This window comes from Nocardia grenadensis (assembly GCF_050942415.1).
GTDB lineage: Bacteria > Actinomycetota > Actinomycetes > Mycobacteriales > Mycobacteriaceae > Nocardia > Nocardia grenadensis.
Map to the genome: position 1 here is coordinate 4842493 of NZ_CP192054.1, position 18179 is coordinate 4860671.

Here is an 18179-nt window from a genome sequence, read left to right on the forward strand (position 1 = left end):
GTGGTTGCACACCACGGCCGCCGAGTCGAGCGGTCCGCGGGCACGATCGGTCGCAACGTAGCGGAGCGGTACGCCCGGTACATGACACGCCGCGCCGAGCCGGACCTGTCCACGGCGCGGTCCCCTCGGCCGTAGTGCGACTTTTCTCATGGCTGTTTCTCGACCCGCGGATCGACCGGGCGGCGACGACAGATCCCGCCTCGCCCGGTTGCCCCCGGTCGAATACCGAAGCAACCATGACACCAGCGGGCAGCCGGGCTGCACGACTCCTTTCGCCTGCCTGTGCAGCGGCCGGTCGTTTCTGCGGCCCGGGTGGGGAGCTCATCGGCGTGGAGGCCTCCACAGAAGCATCCTGCCGTGGCGTGAATCGTGGGCCGGAGGCGCCTGCGGGACCCGCGCCCGGCGATCACCCCGGTAGCGCTGCTCGAACCGCGCCGGATCAGCCGCCGGCGAAGGGGGGCATGACATCGACCCGCCGCGTCAGCGTGGTGCCACTGTCCCGGGTGAGTTCGTCGCCGATCAGATACGCGCAGACACCCAGCATCTTGTCCAGGTCCGGACCGTAGGTCTCGGTGAGCCGGGCACGCAGGTCGGCGATCGTCGCGCCGGGGGGCAGGTCCAGGGTCTCGGTGTCCTTGCCGACCGCGTCGGCCACGGCGGCGAAGTAGCGGACCTCAACCACCTATTGCTCCCATCGTGCGTTCCGGGGGCACGAAACCCTCGGCATCGATACCGTGGCCCGCCCATTTCTGCCACATCGCGCCGCGCCACAGCTGCGCGAGTTCCGCATCGCTCGCCCCGGCGCGCAGACTCGCACGCAGATCGAACTCCTGGTCACTGAACAGGCAGGACCGCAGCATACCGTCGGCGGTCAGCCGGGTGCGGTCACAGGTGTCGCAGAATTTCCGGGTCACCGAGGCGATGATGCCCACGGTCGCGGGACCTCCGTCGACCAGCCAGGTCTCCGCGGGCGCGGCCGGATCGTCGCGACCGCCCGCGGTGAGCCGGAACCGGGCGCCCAGCACCTCCAGCAGTTCGGCGGCGGTCACCATATTGGCTCGCGCCCATTCGTGGTCGGCGTCCAGCGGCATCTCCTCGATGAACCGCAGTTCGCACCCTTCGTCCAGGCACCAGCGCAGCAGGTCCGTGGCACCGTGCAGGGTCTGCCGCATCAGGACCGCGTTCACCTTCACCGGCGCCAGACCGGCCGCGCCGGCGGCACGAATACCCGACAGCGCGGAATCCAGCCGGTCGCGGCGGGTCAACCGGGCGAAGTCGGCCCGGTCCACGGTGTCCAGGGAGATATTGACCCGGCTCAATCCGGCGGCGGCCAGCCCGGCCGCGCGATGCCGTAGGCCGATACCGTTGGAGGTCATGGCCAGGGGCACCTCCGGGACCGCCGCGTGACAGCCGGCCACGATCTCCTCCAGATCGCGGCGCATCAGTGGTTCACCGCCGGTAAACCGCACCTCGCGCACACCCAGATCGCGGACGGCGAGCGTGACCAGGCGCACGATCTCGGCCGCCGTCAGCAATTCCGCGGGCGGAATGGCCGGCAGCCCTTCCTCGGGCATGCAGTAGGTGCAGCGCAGCGAGCACTTCTCCGTGATGGACACCCGCAGATCCCGCGCGGTCCGGCCGAATCGATCCACCAGCAGCGGCGTTTCCGGACGTCCATCGAAAGAGGGGCGCCCGGACCGCACGGTGGGGATCCCCATTTCGACCAGCGTCACGCCTCCATTATGTACGCCGGGTCCATCTCGGTATCGAGCCTCGGCAGTATCGGCCGATATCGGGTGCCCGGCCCGCCCGTCGTCGCCGGGCCCCGACGGGCGGCGATCGGCCGGCCGGCGCCACTAGGCTGGGCCTATGATTTCTCGGCCCGCCAGTCGTCCGGTCCGGTCGGCCGACGACTACCGCGACACCATCGAACAGCTGTTGCGGCCGCTGGCCGCCCGGCCGGTGGAGTACGCCCCGATCGCCGAGGCGCTCGGACGCCGGCTCGCGCAGGATCAGCACGCGCCGATCGATCTGCCCGTTTTCCGTAGTTCCGCCATGGACGGCTACGCCGTGCGCGCACAGGATGTCGCGATCACCCCGGTGACCCTGCCGCTCACCGGGGTGATCGCCGCCGGTGATCCCGGCCACGAAGCACTGGCCCCGGAGACCGCGCGCAAGGTGATGACCGGGGCGCCGCTACCGGCCGGCGCCGACTGCGTGGTTCCGGTGGAGGATACGACCGCCGACGAGCATTCGGTGCGGATCACCCGCGGCCGCTCGGCCGGCGAATTCGTCCGAGAGCCGGGCAGCGATATCCGCGCGGGTGCCGAACTGGTCCCGGCCGCGACCGTGCTCGCGCCGCGGCATATCGCGGCGCTGGCCGCGGCGGGTGTGGGCCGGGTCCCGGTGTTCGCACCGCTGCGGGCCGTTGTCATCAGCACCGGGAGCGAATTGGTGCCCGCCGGAACCGAGCTGCGGCCGGGGCAGATCTACAACTCCAACGGAATCGCGCTGGCGGCCGCGCTCACCGCCAACGGTGTCGCGGTGGCCGGTGTCGAGCACTGCGGCGACGAACCCGCGGAGTTCCGGCAACTGCTCCGTTCCGCGACCGCCGCCGCCGATCTGGTGATCACCACAGGCGGAGTGTCCAAGGGTGATTTCGAGGTCGTCCGGGAGGTCCTCATCCCGCTCGGCGGCGAGTTCGGTTCGGTGGCCATGCAACCGGGCGGCCCCCAGGGCCGCACGGTCGTCGACGGGGTGCCGGTGCTGAGTTTCCCGGGGAACCCGGTGAGCGCGGTGGTGTCGTTCGAGGTGCTGGCCCGGCCCATCCTGCGGCACCTCTCCGGGCTGGACCCGGTACCCGAGTACGAACTCCCGCTGCTGGGCGCGGTGCGCCGCTCGCCCGAGGGCCGCCGCCAGTTCCTGCGCGGGCGGCTGGTCCGCAACGGAACGCGGCCGCACGCCGTGGAGGTGGTTTCCGGACCCGGTTCCCATCTCGTCGCGAGTATGGCGGCGGCCGACGTGCTGATCGATATCCCGGCCGCGGTGACCGAACTCGCGCCGGGCGCGACTGTGCGAGTGTGGACGTTATGAGCGAGTTGTCACATGTGGATGCCGAAGGCCGCGCCCGCATGGTGGATGTGAGCGCCAAGGCCGATACCGCGCGGATCGCCGTCGCGGGCGGGGAACTGCGCACCACCGCGGACGTGGTGGCGTTGGTGCGCGCCGACGATATGCCGAAGGCCGATGTGCTCGCGACCGCCCGGCTGGCCGGGATCGCCGGTGCCAAGAAAACCGCGGAACTCATTCCGCTGTGCCATCAGCTCGCGCTGTCCTCGGTGAAGGTCGAATTCGGTTTCACCGACTCCACCATCACCATCGAGGCCACCGCCAAGACCACCGGGCCCACCGGGGTGGAGATGGAAGCGCTGACGGCGGTGGCCGTGGCCGGACTCACCCTGCACGACATGGTGAAAGCGGTCGACCCGGCGGCGGAGCTGAACGGCGTTCGCCTGATCCGCAAAGAGGGCGGGAAACACGGTCACTGGACCCGCGCGCAGTCACCGGCCGCGACCGGCACCACCCCGCATCCGGTGCCGCACTCCGAAGCGGAAACGCATGCGGCCACTCCCCGAAGCGATATCAGCGGCACCGCGGTGGTGCTGGTGGCCTCCACCGGCGCGGCGGCCGGAACCCGGACCGACACCACCGGACCACGGCTGGTGTCCTGGCTGCGCGATCGCGGATACACCGTGCGCGGCCCCCTCGTCTACGCCGACGCCGAGATCGCCGACGGCCTGGCCGACGCGCTGCACACTGCCCCCGACCTGGTGGTGACCACCGGCGGTACCGGCGCCTCCCCCACCGACCACACCCCGGAGGCGACCGCGTCCCTGCTGGACCGGGAGCTGCCCGGGGTCGCCGAGGCGATCCGGCAACGCGGCACGGCGAAATTCCCGCTCGCGGCGCTCAGCCGCGGCGTCGCGGGTCTGGCCGGCCGTTCGGTGGTGGTGAATCTGCCCGGTTCCCCGGGCGGGGTGAAAGACGGTATCGCGGTGCTGGAACCGCTGCTCACCCATCTGCTCGCGCAGGTGGCCGGCGGCGGTGCGCACGAGAACGACAGTGCGCGGGCGAAATACGACGCGCCGCGGGAGAAGAGTATCGGGAACGAGAGCGCACATGCCTGACCTGTCCACCGGAACCCCCGGCCGCGAACACCGCGCGGCGGTCGGCGGAGTACGGCTCGCCGAGATCAGTGACCACGCCCTGGATCCCACGGCGGTCGACGCCGCCGTCCGCGGTCCGTACCACGGGGCGGTGGTGCTGTTCACCGGCGTGGTCCGCGATCACGACGGCGGGCGGGAGGTTTCGGCGCTGGAGTACTCGGCGCATCCGGAAGCGATCCGTTTTCTGCGCGAATGCTGCGCCTCGGTCGCCGAATCGAGCGGTCTGCCGGTGGCGGCCGTACACCGCGTCGGCGACCTGGTGGTGGGTGATCTGGCGATCGTGACGGCGGTGGCCGCGCCGCATCGAGCCGCGGCCTTCGCGGCATGCTCGACGCTGGTGGACCGGATCAAACACGAAGTGCCGATCTGGAAACGTCAGCTGTTCGCCGACGGGCTCTCCGAATGGGTCAACGCCTGCGGGTAGTCGTCGTCGGCCGCCTCCCGCGCGATATCGGGTACGTAGCGCCAGACCGCGAGCATCTCCTGGTCGTCCAGGCTTTCGGGTCCGCCGTGCACGGTCGCGCGCAATCGTCCCAGTACCGTGTCGGTATCCAGACCGGTGCCGATGAGCACCAGTTCCGCTCCGGTGCCGCGGGTGGCCCGATCGACCGGTTCCAGCGTGATCGCGCGGCCGACCAGGTGCAGGAGGAAACGGCGGGGTCCCGGCGCGGCGAAGGTGACGAAACCTTTCGCCCGGAACAGTCCGGCGGGCGGTTTCTCCAGGAACTCGATCAACCGGCGCGGATGCAGCGCCGCGGTCTCGGTGAACACCACGCTGGTGTAATCGTCGTGTAGATGCCGGTGATCATCGTCGTGCTCGTCGTGCGGGTGCTCCTCGCGCAGCAGTTCGTCGAGACTCAACTGCTCGCCGATGCGGGGTTCGCCGCGGCGGCGCGGATCGAACAGCAGTCCCGGATCGACCCGCCCGCGCGTGGTCGCGTACACCGGTGCGCCCCCGGTCAGTTCCGTGATCTCGGCACGCAACTCGTCCAGTTGCGCCGCGCCGACCCGGTCGGCCTTGTTCACCACCACCAGATCCGCCAGGCGCAGATGACTCGCCAGTTCCGGATGCCGTGCCCGGCTCCCGGCGAACTCCCCCGCGTCCACCACTTCGAGCAGCCCGCCGTAACGGATCCGGGAGTTCTCGCTGCCCACCACCATGCGCACCAGATTGCGTGGTTCGGCCAGACCGCTGGCCTCCACCACGATCACATCGATACCGGCACGGGGATCGGTCAACCGGGTGAACAGCTCGTCGAGTTCGGAGACGTCCACCGCACAGCACACACAGCCGTTGCCCAGCGACACCATGGCGTCGACCTGACCGGCCACCAGCATCGCGTCGATATTGACGGCACCGAAATCGTTGACCACCACCCCGATCCGGGTGCCCCGGTTGTTGCGCAACAGGTCGTTGAGCAAGGTGGTCTTTCCGGCGCCGAGGAATCCGGCCACGATCACCACGGGTATACGCTCAGCCACCGGGCAATAGTATTGGCGCGCCTTCGGGGCGCGGGGTATGGGCCTCGTGAGACTCGGCACGGAGCATCGCCACCGGCCGATGTCGGCTCTCGACGGCATAGCCTCCACCGCGTACATCGAGAGCCGGTGGCAGGTGACCCGGGGAAGATCGTCGGACGTACGCGCGGTGGGCGGGTGAGTGACCTGCGCCCGCGGACGCGGCAGGGGCGGCGCGGCTGCCGACGACCGGTACCGGGCCGCTCGGTTCCAGTCCCCGAGGCACTTTTCGCGATTCTCCGGAAATATCGCGATTCTCCGAAATCGGTAGCGCCGACTCTGGTAGACGTGCCGGGGAGATCGGGAGGATCTCACTGTATCGAGAAACAGAGAAATACCGAGGAGAACGAATGCGTGCAGGCACGTTTCTGATCGCCGGTGCGGTGTTGTCGGCGGCGACCGTGCTGGGCGGCGGTATCGCGGCGGCCGAGCCCGTGGATCACATAGCGCACGACGGCGCCTACCGGGTCGGCGTCGATATCCGGCCCGGAACGTGGGAATCGGCCGGGCCCGCCGATCCCACCCGGAGCTGCGACTGGCGACGGCTGCGGTTGATCGAGGGCGACAACACGGATATGAGCTACATCATCGAGAACAACTACACGAAGCTGGGCCCGATCCGGGTCACGGTGAAACCGACCGACGCGGGTTTCAAGACCGAGAACTGCGGAGCCTGGCGGATGGTCCCGCCCGCGCCGGCGCCGACCGGTTCGGCCGGACGCTGACGCTGACCCCACCACCGACCGGGGCCCGGCTCCCCCGCGACCGGGCAGCCGGGCCGGAGCCGCCACGGCGGCCCGTCACCGATGGGCGCGCAGCTGGTACAAGCCTTCCGTTTCGGCGACGACCACACCGTCGGTATCGCTGAGCACCGCGCGCAGCGTGAAATCCGCCTTACCGTTGGCGGCGGCCTCGGTCGCGATCCGTTCGATCTCGGCGTCGTCCAGGGTGGCCTGGGCGCGAACCGCCGTGGTCGCCGGTTTCCGGAACACGATTCGCAGATCCTTCACCAGCGGGTAGAACTGCGTGGTGTCGAAACTGGCCACCGCGATGGCCCCGCCCAGTATCTCGCCGACGGTGAACAGCACCCCGGCGTACATGACACCGAAATGGTTGCCGTTGCCCTCCACGGGCACCGTGGCCGCGGCGTACCCGCGGCGCACCTCCTCGGCGTGCACCCCCATCCGGTGCGCCACCGGGATGGTCTGTTCCAGCGCCGAGTTCACGACCTCGGCGATGGGCGGGTTGCGGACTTCACTCATAACAGGGTCGGCCCTTCCGATGGGTCACGCGACGATTGGTTTTTCTTCCGGGGTCGGCGGCTCGGGTTCGGCGGCATCGGGCACCTCGGTGCCGCGCAGCGACGTTCCCGCGGTCTCCCGAAGGAAGTACCATGCCACGAGACCGATCAGCGCGGCGGCCACCATGTAGAGGGCGGGGAACAGACTCCATCCGGTGGCTTCGATCACCGCCTCGTTCACCAGCGGGGCGGTACCGCCGAACGCGGCCGTGGACACGTTGTAGGCCAGGGCGAACCCGGCATACCGCACGTGGGTCGGGAAGATCGCCGGGAAGGTCGCGCTGATGGTGGACAGCTGCGGGACGTACAGCAGGCCCAGTACCACGAAGCCCACGATCGCCCAGCCGGTGCCCACACCCATCAGCCAGTACATCGGCACGGCCAACACCGCAAGCCCGACCAGCGAGAACAACCACAGTGGCCGCCGCCCGGTGCGGTCGGACAACCGGCCGAAGAAGGGGACGCACGCCATCATCGCCACCTGGCCGATGAGCATCATGGCGGTGGTGGTGGACTCACCGAGACCGATGGTGTTCTGCAGATAGGTCGGCTGGTAGGTGAGCAGCGTGTAGTTCGCCACGTTCAGCGCGATGACCAGGCCCGACAGGGTCAGCAGCTCGCGCCGGTAGGTGGTGAGCAGCACCCGGAGCCCGCCCTCGGGATGCTCCTGTTCGTTGACCTCGGTGAACACTGGCGATTCGTCGAGCTTGGTGCGCAGGTACCAGCCGATGGCGCCCAGCGGGACGGCGATCAGGAACGGGATCCGCCAGCCCCAATCGTGCATGGCGTCCGAACCGAGGATCAGCTGGCACAGCAGTACGACCGCGGAACCGCCGACGAAACCGCCGAGCGTGCCGAACTCCAGGAAGCTGCCGAAGAAGCCGCGCTTCTTATCGCTCGCGCATTCGGCCAGGTAGGTGGCCGCGCCACCGTACTCACCGCCGGTCGAGAAACCCTGCACCACGCGGAGCAGGATCAGCAGGATGGGGGCGAGCACCCCGACCTGGCCGTGGGTCGGCAGCACACCGATCAGGCCGGTGGCCGCCGCCATGAGCAGGATGGTGGTGGCCAGCACCACTTTGCGACCCACCCGGTCGCCCAGTGGACCCCAGACCATGCCGCCGACCGGCCGCAGAACGAAGGAGATGGCGAAGCCGAGCATGGTGCCGAGGGTGCCGAGCTCCCCGGGAAAGAATGCGTCGGTCAGGTAGGTGGCGGCGGCGGCGTAGACGCCGTAGTCGAACCATTCGGTGGCATTGCCCATTGCCGAGGCCGCCACCGACCTCTTGAGTTGTGGTGGTTCGACCTGTGCTGGTTGCGGCTGCTGGTCCGTCACGGTCAGTCCTCTCCGGCGCATGCGTCCGTGTCGGCCCGGCCGACCCATGACGTCGCGCTCGCCGGCGACCGGGTTACGGCGAGTATCGACCTCAATCCGTTACCCGGGATTTTTCCTGGGTAAACGCCCGCAGCCCCGGACCCGCGGCACCGGGCACCTCTCATCAGCTACTCGCCAGCGTATGTGAAGACGCTCACACCTGCGGGAAAACCGGCCCCGGACACGCCTGCGACGCCTCCGCCCCGGGCCGGTTTCCCCGGCCGCTCAGTGGGACTCCTCCCCGCCGACGGCGGCGGGATCGGGGCGGTGATTCACCTCTACCAGCGGCAGCCGCAGCGCCGCGGGCGCCGACTCCGGCACTACCGGGGACACCGGGGCGACCGGGGCGAGCCGCCGGTAGGGCGCGCCGAGCGGCGGCCGCGGATCCGTCTCGCCCTTGTTCGGCCACATCGCCACCGCGCGTTCGGACTGGGCGGTAATGGTGAGAGAGGGGTTGACGCCGAGGTTGGCCGAAATGGTCGATCCGTCGATCACGTGCAGCCCCGGATAACCGTAGAGCCGCTGGTAGGGGTCCACCACACCGGTCTCGGCGCTCTCCCCGATCACACAGCCGCCGATGAAATGGCCGGTCATCGGAATATTGAACACGCTGCTGGTGGCACCGCCGGCGATACCGTCGATCTTGTCGGCGACCCGGCGGCCCACTTCGTGCCCGGCCGGGATCCAGGTCGGGTTCGGGGCGCCCTCGCCCTGCCGGGTGGTCATCTTGCGGCCGAACAGCCCGCGTTTGGTGTAGGTCGTGATCGAATTGTCCACCGACTGCATCACCAGCAGGCCGATCATCTGTTCCGACCAGCCCCGCGGGTTGTGCAGGTGTGGCAGGTCGCGGCGGTTGCGCCAGATCTCGCGCAACCACAGCCGGCGTTTGGACACACCCGGCTCCTCGTCGACCATGACACTGCCCATCAGCGAGATGACATTGCTGCCCTTGCCGTAGCGCACCGGTTCGATATGGGTGTCGTGATCGGGGTGGATCGAGGAGGTGATGGCCACGCCCTTGGTGAAATCGCTGCTCTTGTCCCGGCTGCGGATCGCGAGCAGTTCCTCGGAATTGGTCCGGGACAGGAACCCCAGTCGTCCGGAGATATCGGGCAGCGACCCGGAATCGCGCAGTTTGTGCAGCAGCCGCTGGGTGCCCAGGGAGGCCGCGGAGAAGATCACCTGCTCGGCGGTGAAGGTGGTGCGTTTCTTGCGCAGCCAGCGCCCGGTCGTCACCGTGGCCACCGTGTAGCCGCCACCGGGCAGCGGTTTCACATCGGTGACGGTGCGCAGCGCGTGCACCGTGGCACCGGCCTGCTCGGCCAGGTACAGATAGTTCTTGACCAGGGTGTTCTTGGCGTTGTGGCGGCAGCCCGTCATACATTCGCCGCAGTGGGTGCAGGTGCGGCGCGTGGGCCCGGCGCCACCGAAATACGGATCCGGCACGTCTTCGCCGGGCCGGCTTCCGGGACCGCCGAAGAAGACGCCGACCGGCGTCCGCTGATAGGAATCGGCGACGCCCAGTTCCTCGGCGACCTCCAGGAAGACCCGATCGGTCGGCGTGGTCGCCGGATTCTTGGTCACGCCCAGCATGCGTTTGGCCTGGTCGTAGTAGGGCGAGAGTTCGTCTTTCCAGTCCGTGATCCCCGCCCACTGGCCGTCGCGGAAGAACTTCTCCGGCGGCTCGTAGAGGGTGTTGGCATAGACCAGGGACCCGCCGCCGACTCCCGCCCCGGCCATGATGAGGGTGTTCTTCAGCAGCGCGAGCCGCTGGATACCGAAGCAGCCGAGATACGGCGCCCACAGGTACTGCCTGGCACGCCAGGATGTCTTGGCGAATTCGTCGTCGGCGAAGCGGCGGCCGGCCTCGAGGACGCCGACCCGGTATCCCTTCTCGGTCAACCGCAGGGCGCTGACGCTGCCCCCGAATCCGGAGCCGATGACGAGGACGTCGTAGTCGAAGGTCTGGCCGGGCCCGGCGCCGGTGCCGGTGCTCGTTGCGGAACTGGACATCTTTCCGAGACTATGGCCTGGATCACCGTCGTGGGAACATACCCGCGGACACGAAATCGGCACTTTCGGCCAACCTGTCCGAGCGGTTGGTTCACCGTCCGGCTCCGGCCGCCGGCGCCGGGCCGGAAAGCGCTGCGTCGGGCACGGCGGCCCCGGGATCCCAGGCGGCCTGCGCGCCGGGTCTGCCGTGTTCCACGACATAGGCCGCCCGAGTGCGGATCGGTGCCCCGGGCCGGCCGACATAGGGCACCACCCGGTACTCGCTGCGCCACAACCGCTCGTCGACCTCCACCCGCACATAACCCCGCTGGCCGTTGAAGAACTTCATATCGGGATTGGCGGCCAGCAGCGTGCGACCCCGCGGCGGGAGGTCGGCGCCGTCACGCCCGGTGGTGATGGAGGTCCCGGTGAACTCGGTGGCCACCACCGGGGAGTGCGGGTCGCGGTAGTTCCCGCGCAGATCGACCACATAGTTCTCGTGCCGGTCGCCGGTGAGCACCACCAGGTTTCCGCGCCCGCGCGCCGCCGCCGCCGCGAGTACCGCATCGCGGTCGGCGACATAACCGTCCCAGGCGTCGGTGCCCACCGCGACCACCGGGCCCGGGTCGTAATCGGACTGCGCCATCGCGACCTGATTGCCCAGGATCTGCCAGCGGGCCGGGGAGCGCGTCAGTCCGTCGATCAGCCAATCGCGTTGCGGCGCGCCCAGGATCGTGCGGTCCGCCGCGAAGCGATCCGGGCAGTCGACCACCAGGTTCCCGCCGTCACCGCAGGCCGTCGAGGTTCGGTACTGACGCGTGTCGAGCATGGTGAGCTCGGCGAGATCACCGAAGGCGTAGCGACGGTGCATCCGAACGTAGGGGCCGGCGGGTAGCTGTTCGATCCGCAGCGGCAGATGCTCGTACATCGCCCGGAACGCGGCCGCGCGGCGCCGCCGGAACAGGGCGGGCAACAGGTGGATATCGATCCCGGTGCCCGGGTCGAAACCGGCCCAGTTGTTATCGATCTCGTGATCGTCGAAGGTGCAGATCCAGGGGAACGCGGCATGTGCGGCCCGCAGTTCGGGCTCGGCCTTGTACTGCGCGTACCGCAGCCGATAACCGGTGAGATCGGCGGCCTCCGCACGCAGCGTCTCCGGGATCGATACCCCGGCGCGGCCGCGGGCCCACTCCTTCTCGTAAATGTAATCGCCCAGATGCACCACGAACTCGAGGTCTTCGTCGCACAGATGCCGATAGGCGGTGTAGTAGCCGGAACTCCAGTGCTGACAGGAGGCGAAGGCGAAGCGCAAACGCGCCACCCGCGCACCCGCGGCGGGTGCGGTGCGGGTACGGCCGACCGGGGAGATCGCCGCACCGGCGCGGAACCGGTAGTAGTACCAGCGATCCGGTGCCAGTCCACGGACCTCCGGATGCACACTGTGGGCCAGCTCCCGGGTCGCGAGCGCGCTGCCGCGGGCGGCGATCCGGCGGAACTGCTCGTCCTCGGCGACCTCGTACTCGACGGTGACCGGTGCCCGGGCGGTGCCGCCGAGCGCATCGGGCGCGAACGGGTCCGGCGCCAGCCGGGTCCATAGTACGACCCCGTCGGGCAGCGGATCCCCGGACGCTACGCCCAGGGTGAAGGGATCGCCGAGCCATCGCGGCGCCCGGTACGGAGCGCTGCTCGCGAGACCCGCGCCGGCCAGGAGCGCGGCCGCACCGGCGGTGCCTGCCTGCAGTAACCGCCGTCGGGACAGAGCCATGAATCAGCTTAACCCGGCCCGGATCGCCGGAAGCGCCGCGACGGAGTCCGGTCGCCCGGTCCGGTCACCGGGCGACCGGACCGTTCTATCGATCGCCGATGCAGACCACGAACCGGCGTTCGTCGTAGACGAACCCGCGGTCGGCCGACGGGCACGCGTTCACGTTCACCGTGTCCGGCAGGATGCTGATCACCTGCACCCCGCCCGGCCCGCATTCCGTGTGTTGCGGCTGGTCGCCCGAGACATCCACACAGCTGCCGACGACCCAGTCGATATCGAGGCACAGGGTCGTCTCGCCGATGGTGTGGGCGGAGTCGGCGTCCGAGGGACAGGCGGTCCCCGCCGGGCCGACCGCGGCCACCTTGTAACGGGATTCCGGGCTACCGCAGGAGGCTTTGGCCACCTCCTTCTCGCCGAGCGCGCTCAGGCACTCCCCGGCCACCACCTCGACCTTCGGTGGGGCCTGTTTGGCCTCTTTATTGGCCGAACCCGCGATACCGACAGCGGAAGGGGTGGTGGTAGGCGGGACCGTCGCCGACGGCACGAGCACCGACGGCGGGGCCACCGGGGCGGGCGAGGTCTGGGTCACGCCGGTGCCGGCCGTCGTCTCGACGGTGGCCGGCGCGGCGAGATCCTCGGTCGTCTCGTCACTGCCGGCGGTGGCCAGCAGCGCGGCCACACCGATTCCCAGCACGATCGAGGTCACCACGGCCGCGATGGCGATCGCGGCGGCGGTGGCGCCGACCCGCGCGCGTTTGTCCTGCGGTGAGAGCGGCGGACGCCCGCCGTCCTCGTCCGGGCCCGGCTGGGTCACGGTTCGCCGCGCAGCACGGCGGTCACCGCGTCGGCGAACGGCTGTCCACCGGTGATGTAACCGCCGGCCACCGCACCGACGACCAGACCGATCGGACCGGTGATGATGCTGAAGAATCCGAGCCCGACGAACGCGCCGAGCAGACCGCCGAGTACCGCGCCCGCCGCGACACCGACGACGTTCTCCTGCAGCTCGGCGGTCAGCCGGGTCATCGAGCTGACCGGCCGCATCTCGCCGATGTTCGCGGCGGTGACCGTCGGGGTCAGCTCGAGAGTGGTCCCGTCGGCGCTGATCTCGTGGGCCACCGCCATCTCACTGCCGGAGATCTCGTACTGCAGCGGCACTTCGGCCACCACGGCACCGCTGACGGCCTTGAGTACGGCCTTGGCGCCGTCCGGCGTCAGTTCGAACCGCCCGTCGTGGACCTCGGTGGTGATCGTCTGGGTCTTCTGGTCGACGCTGGTCTCGTAGGCGACGCCCTGGTCGACGCCCTCGCTCTTGATCTCCGGAGCCGGAGCCGCGGGCTCGGCGTGCACCACGCCGGTGGAAATCCCTACAGCGGCGACGGACAGAAGTGCGGTAGCGGCGAAAGTGCCGAACTTCATTACGTTCAATTCCTTCTCACGTGAACCGACCCTGGGCCGGGCGGCTGCGATTTCATTCGCGCACAGGACCATACCGATATTCGGAGCTCGAATGCATATCAAGAATTAAACGGAAAATGCGTCCTTTAAATTGCTGACCAATAACCGCGCGGTACCGCGGGAATTCCGCGATACTCGACTCGGTCAACAGTTATACGACTCTGCGATATCACCGTGGCACCAGCACCGGCCCCGGCAGCATTCCGCCGGCAATCGGCCAGGGGCCGCAACTTTTACGCCCGGTTATTCAGCGGAAGGTCTGCGGGTGTTACACAACCCGCCGGAAAGTATTGACCGGCGCCGGGTGGGGTGGCCGGGTCCGCCGGTGACAAACGGAAACTACTTCGTGATCGACGAGGACTGTGCCGCGCGACCTCGCGGTGCTGCACTTCTTACAGGACGTTCTACCGTGTACCCACCGTCGATCCGACCGGAGCACGCCCTATGACGACCGCCGCATACCCACTGCTCACCGCCTGCGCCCTCGCCGCCGCGACCGCGTTCGGGCCGGCCCCCGGCGCCGCGGCCGCGGTGACGGGTGTGAGCATCTCCGGTGGTTTCGGCCTCGGTTTCGTCCAATACGGGGTCGGTTGCACCTACACCGTCACGGTCCACGGGGACGGGGTGGGCGCATTGGAGGACAGGGCCGACGGGCAGCCCGGCGGCACCTTCGGGCCGCTCGAGCAGGCGGGACCCGGCACCTTCACCGCGGACTGGGCGCCGACGGTGCCCGGTCGGCATTCGGTATCGGCCGACGGGGTGGGCACCGAAGTGTACGTGCAGAAGGGTTACGACTTCGGCCTCGTCTGCCTCACCCTGCCCGAGTATCTGCACCTGCCCGGCTGACCCGTGGACGGGACCGGCGGCCGGTCGCGATCGCCGCCCGCATCACTCCAGGCCGCTTGACAGATTCCGTACTTTTGACAGACTCCGTCGAATGGCCCCGGGACGGCAGTCCTGGGCCGGAAGAAGGGATTTCGAATGGGTGTCTACGCGGTCACGGGAGCGGCGTCGGGAATGGGCAGGGCGGTCGCCGACAAACTGACCGCCGCGGGCCACCGCGTGATCGGGGTGGATATCCAGGAGTCCGATATCGTCGCCGACCTCGCCACCGCCGCGGGCCGGCGCAGCGCGATCGACGCGGTACTGGCCGCCGCGGACGGCCGGCTCGACGGCGCCGTCCTCGCGGCCGGGCTCGGGCCGGTACCGGATCCCGCCCGATTGCCGGTGATCGCCGCGGTGAACTATCTCGGCACAGTCGAACTGCTGGAGGGCTGGCGGCCCGCGCTCGCGGCGACCGGATCCGCGCGGGTCGTCGCCTTCGGCAGCAATTCCGCCACCACGGTCCCGGCGGTGCCGCGCCGGACGGTGGCGGCGTTCCTGGCCGGCGATACCGAACGCGCCGTCCGGACGGTGAAGATCTTCGGTAAGCAGGCCGGACCGTTCGTGTACGCGGCCTCCAAGATCGCGGTCAGCCGCTGGGTGCGCCGCCGGGCCGTCCGGCCGGAATGGGCCGGGGCCGGTATCCGACTCAATGTCATCGCCCCCGGCGCGATCCTCACCCCGCTGCTCGAAGGCCAGCTCGCCTCCCCCACGGAGGCCAAGGCGGTCAATGCGTTCCCGGTCCCCACCGGTGGCTTCGGCAAACCGGAGCACATCGCCGACTGGGTCTGCATGATGCTGTCGCCATCGGCCGAATTCCTCTGCGGTAGCGTGATTTTCGTGGACGGCGGCACCGACGCCTATTTCCGTCCGGATGATTGGCCGCGGGCGGTACCGCTGCGCCGCATCATCGGCTACCTGCGCCGGTTCCGCGGTTTCTCCGCGACCCCGCGAGCGGAGTAACCACAGACTGCCCTGCGCCGGACGCATGCCCGGGTTCGCGCCGGGCATCCTGTCCGGTAGCCGATCCGCGACGCCCCGGGGTGAGCCACCCGGGCGGGCTATCGCTTACGCGCGGACCGGGCGCGTAAGTTGACCTACGTATCCAGCCACTCCGGCGACACACCCACCGGCCGCCACTGCGGTAGCTCACGCAAATCCCCGGAATCCGGCCCGATACGGCCACAGCTCGCCCCGAGCGCCACCCGCGCCGCGGAGCACGAACTCTCATCGCCGATCGGACTCGGTTCCCGCACCGGGTGATTCGGGCAGTTGGAGAGCGTTGCACCAGATCCAGTCGAGCGTCTCCAGCAAGGTGTCGAACTCGATCCGCTCCTCGTCCACGAACACCAGATACGCCACCTTGCTCACCATGCTCGACAACGCCAGTGCTGTCACCCGCGCGTCCAACCGCGGCGTCACCAGACCGCGCTCCTGGAGATCCCGGATCAACGCCGCATTGCGATCGATGAACGCCGAAGCCCGCTCGGCTCGCAGCGCGGCGAACTGTGGGTCCACCCGGGACACCTGCTCCAGAACGGCCATCAACCGCGCGTTGCGCCGATAGGACCGTAGGTACTCCCGGTTCGCCGCGGCGATCCAGTCGCGCGGATCGTCGCTCCCGGCGCGCGCGCGGACGTGCGGATGCAGCATCTCCTCCCGGACTTGATCGACGACCTCGGCGAAGATTTCTTCCTTGCTGTCGAAATGGGTGTAGAACGACCCCGAGGCCACCCCGGCGGTCCGGGTGATGTCGCTGATCCGCGCATCCACGAACCCGTCGGCCTCGAAAACCGCACGGGCGGCCGTGAGCAGCGCCGCCCGGGTGCGGATCCCGCGGCGGCTCTTCGGGGCGGGCCGGGTCGGACGACCGGCCGCCGTGAGCTCCCGCGCAGCTCCCTCGCCGGTTTTCCCACCCGTGGATACGCTGTCGGCTCCGCCGCCGCTCGTCCGGGCCCCGGATACGTTCTCCTGCCGAGCGTTCACCGGCCACTCACAGTCGTCGCGGGCCGGCCGGATCGCGGAAGCCGGCGACGGGCGCGAATGAACTCCGGGAGCGCAGGCCGGGCGGAATACGGAAGGCGGTGGTGGCGGGCGCGAACAGGCTCGGATAGTGCGTTCACGCCGCTAACAGGCGGCCCGTCGCCGACGCGGTGATCCGATCGGAGTTCCCGGTATCGCGCGGGGTCGCCCGGCCGGCCTCGGCCCGCAGGGTCGCGTCGGGGGAACAGCCGGGCACCGAGCGGACATATCCAACGTATCGGGCGGCGGACCGGAATGCCCGGGCCACATCCCCGGACCCGGGCCGGCACCACTAGCTGCCGGCGGCTTCGGCCGCCGCGCGGGCCTTACCGAGCTCGGCCCGGGCGATAGTCAGTTTGTGCACCTCGTCGGGACCGTCGGCGATCCGCAGGGTACGCAGATGGGCGTACATGCTCGCGAGCGGGAAATCCTCGGTCACACCGGCCGCGCCGTACACCTGGATGGCACGGTCGACGATCCGCAATGCCATCACCGGCGCGGCGATCTTGATCGCGGCGATCTCGGTGCGGGCCTCCTTGTTGCCGACCGTATCCATCATCCAGGCGGTTTTCAGGGTGAGCAGCCGCGCCTGTTCGATATCGATGCGCGCCTCGGCGATCCAGTCCCGGATATTGGCCCGTTCGCTGACCTTGCGCCCGAATGTGGTCCGCGAATCCGCCCGGGCACACATGAGTTCCAGTGCGCGTTCGGCCATCCCGATCGCGCGCATGGCGTGATGGATGCGGCCGGGGCCCAGCCGGGCCTGGCTGATCGCGAAACCCTCCCCCTCGCCCTTCAGTACATCGGTGACCGGGACCCGCACATCGGTGAACTCGATCTCGGCGTGCCCCTCGCGATCGACATAACCGAACACCGGCAGATTGCGGACGACGGTGACACCCGGGGCGTCGATCGGCACCACCATCATCGACTGCTGCCGATGCTTGGGCGCGTCCGGATCGGTCTTCCCCATGACGATGAGCACCCTGCAATTGGCGTGCATGGCGTTGGAGGCGAACCACTTCCGGCCGTTGAGCACGTACTCGTCGCCGTCGCGTTCCATCCGCATCTCCACATTGGTGGCATCGGAACTGGCGACCCCGGGCTCGGTCATCGCGAACGCCGACCGGATGGTGCCCGCCAGCAGCGGTTCGAGCCAGCGCTGCTTGTGCTCCTCGGTACCGAAGAGGGTGAAGACCTCCATATTGCCGGTGTCGGGCGCGGAACAGTTGCACGCCTCGGGCGCCAGCGCCGGACTGCGACCCATGATCTCGGCCAGCGGCGCGTACTCCAGATTGGACAGGCCCGGGCCCCACTCCGGGTGCGGATGGAACAGATTCCACAATCCCCGCTCCTTGGCCTCGGCCTTGAGGTCCTCGAGGATCTGCGGGTGATGATGTGGATCCCCCGCCGCGGCCATCTGCTCGGCATAGACCGGCTCGGCCGGATACACGCGCTCGTCCATGAAGGCGAGCAGGGTGCGCCGGTACTCGCGGGCACGCTCGGTCGAGGTGAACAGTTCCACGAGAACTCCGATCGTCGGGGCGCGGCTTCAAGCCCTCCCGACGGTAACCCAAACTTGAATCCGAATTCAAGTACTTCGGCGGCGCCGGACCGGGCCCCCGCGACCCCGGCGCCGCA

General features: G+C 69.3%; 17 protein-coding genes. 6 read left to right on the top strand and 11 right to left on the bottom strand.

Features of this window, described 5'->3' with window-relative positions; all coding sequences use genetic code 11:
* Positions 1-439: 439 nt before the first annotated feature.
* Positions 440-682 (bottom strand): MoaD/ThiS family protein, encoded by a 243-nt coding sequence (locus ACQPYS_RS22160; protein ID WP_433490689.1) that lies wholly within the window; start codon positions 680-682, stop codon positions 440-442.
* A complete protein-coding gene (moaA, locus tag ACQPYS_RS22165) occupies positions 675-1733 on the bottom strand; it encodes a GTP 3',8-cyclase MoaA (RefSeq protein ID WP_431939837.1) in 1059 nt (352 codons plus the stop codon). Before moaA ends, ACQPYS_RS22160 begins: the two co-directional genes overlap by 8 nt.
* Positions 1734-1869: 136 nt before the next feature.
* On the opposite strand from moaA, the gene ACQPYS_RS22170 reads away from it, so the two are divergent.
* Genes ACQPYS_RS22170 through ACQPYS_RS22180 form a run of 3 tightly spaced genes read left to right on the top strand, consistent with a single transcriptional unit; the run spans position 1870 to position 4650 of the window.
* Complete coding sequence (locus ACQPYS_RS22170; protein ID WP_433490690.1) at positions 1870-3093, top strand: molybdopterin molybdotransferase MoeA; 1224 nt, start codon at positions 1870-1872, stop codon at positions 3091-3093.
* The gene (moaCB, locus tag ACQPYS_RS22175) at positions 3090-4187 is read left to right on the top strand and encodes a bifunctional molybdenum cofactor biosynthesis protein MoaC/MoaB (RefSeq protein WP_433490691.1); all 1098 of its coding nucleotides are present in this window, start codon (positions 3090-3092) and stop codon (positions 4185-4187) included. Before ACQPYS_RS22170 ends, moaCB begins: the two co-directional genes overlap by 4 nt.
* Entirely contained in the window at positions 4180-4650 is a 471-nt protein-coding gene (locus ACQPYS_RS22180; RefSeq protein ID WP_084481567.1) for a molybdenum cofactor biosynthesis protein MoaE, read from the top strand. Before moaCB ends, ACQPYS_RS22180 begins: the two co-directional genes overlap by 8 nt.
* Here the strand turns inward: ACQPYS_RS22180 and ACQPYS_RS22185 are convergent.
* Positions 4602-5708, bottom strand: coding sequence for a CobW family GTP-binding protein (locus ACQPYS_RS22185; protein ID WP_431939841.1), 1107 nt, complete (start codon positions 5706-5708; stop codon positions 4602-4604). The genes ACQPYS_RS22180 and ACQPYS_RS22185 overlap by 49 nt on opposite strands.
* Before the next feature lie 386 nt (positions 5709-6094).
* Here ACQPYS_RS22185 and ACQPYS_RS22190 point away from each other — a divergent pair, with 386 nt between their 5' ends.
* Entirely contained in the window at positions 6095-6469 is a 375-nt protein-coding gene (locus tag ACQPYS_RS22190; protein ID WP_433490692.1) for a hypothetical protein, read from the top strand.
* 75 nt (positions 6470-6544) lie between these two features.
* On the opposite strand, the gene ACQPYS_RS22195 is transcribed toward ACQPYS_RS22190, so the two are convergent.
* The 6 genes from ACQPYS_RS22195 to ACQPYS_RS22220 all read right to left on the bottom strand — a co-directional run bounded on the left by ACQPYS_RS22195 (position 6545) and on the right by ACQPYS_RS22220 (position 13595).
* Positions 6545-7006 (bottom strand): PaaI family thioesterase, encoded by a 462-nt coding sequence (locus ACQPYS_RS22195; RefSeq protein ID WP_433490693.1) that lies wholly within the window; start codon positions 7004-7006, stop codon positions 6545-6547.
* Between the two features lie 24 nt (positions 7007-7030).
* Positions 7031-8401, bottom strand: a complete 1371-nt coding sequence (locus ACQPYS_RS22200) for an MFS transporter (RefSeq protein ID WP_433490694.1) — start codon at positions 8399-8401, stop codon at positions 7031-7033.
* Between the two features lie 243 nt (positions 8402-8644).
* Positions 8645-10432 (bottom strand): GMC family oxidoreductase N-terminal domain-containing protein, encoded by a 1788-nt coding sequence (locus ACQPYS_RS22205; RefSeq protein ID WP_433490695.1) that lies wholly within the window; start codon positions 10430-10432, stop codon positions 8645-8647.
* 91 nt (positions 10433-10523) lie between these two features.
* Entirely contained in the window at positions 10524-12176 is a 1653-nt protein-coding gene (locus tag ACQPYS_RS22210) for an alkaline phosphatase D family protein (protein WP_433490696.1), read from the bottom strand.
* An 85-nt stretch (positions 12177-12261) separates the two neighbouring features.
* The gene (locus tag ACQPYS_RS22215) at positions 12262-12990 is read right to left on the bottom strand and encodes an LppU/SCO3897 family protein (protein ID WP_433490697.1); all 729 of its coding nucleotides are present in this window, start codon (positions 12988-12990) and stop codon (positions 12262-12264) included.
* Entirely contained in the window at positions 12987-13595 is a 609-nt protein-coding gene (locus ACQPYS_RS22220; protein WP_433490698.1) for a hypothetical protein, read from the bottom strand. Before ACQPYS_RS22220 ends, ACQPYS_RS22215 begins: the two co-directional genes overlap by 4 nt.
* A 483-nt stretch (positions 13596-14078) precedes the next feature.
* On the opposite strand from ACQPYS_RS22220, the gene ACQPYS_RS22225 reads away from it, so the two are divergent.
* Positions 14079-14480: a hypothetical protein gene (locus ACQPYS_RS22225; RefSeq protein WP_063039755.1), complete on the top strand. Its 402-nt coding sequence runs from the start codon at positions 14079-14081 to the stop codon at positions 14478-14480.
* A gap of 135 nt (positions 14481-14615) precedes the next feature.
* Entirely contained in the window at positions 14616-15479 is an 864-nt protein-coding gene (locus ACQPYS_RS22230; RefSeq protein WP_063039753.1) for an SDR family oxidoreductase, read from the top strand.
* Positions 15480-15743: 264 nt separating this feature from the next.
* On the opposite strand, the gene ACQPYS_RS22235 is transcribed toward ACQPYS_RS22230, so the two are convergent.
* Positions 15744-16502, bottom strand: a complete 759-nt coding sequence (locus ACQPYS_RS22235; protein WP_431939850.1) for a TetR/AcrR family transcriptional regulator — start codon at positions 16500-16502, stop codon at positions 15744-15746.
* A gap of 328 nt (positions 16503-16830) precedes the next feature.
* On the bottom strand, positions 16831-18057 hold the full coding sequence (locus tag ACQPYS_RS22240) for an acyl-CoA dehydrogenase family protein (protein ID WP_373861456.1): 1227 nt from the start codon (positions 18055-18057) through the stop codon (positions 16831-16833).
* Between the last annotated feature and the right edge of the window lie 122 nt (positions 18058-18179).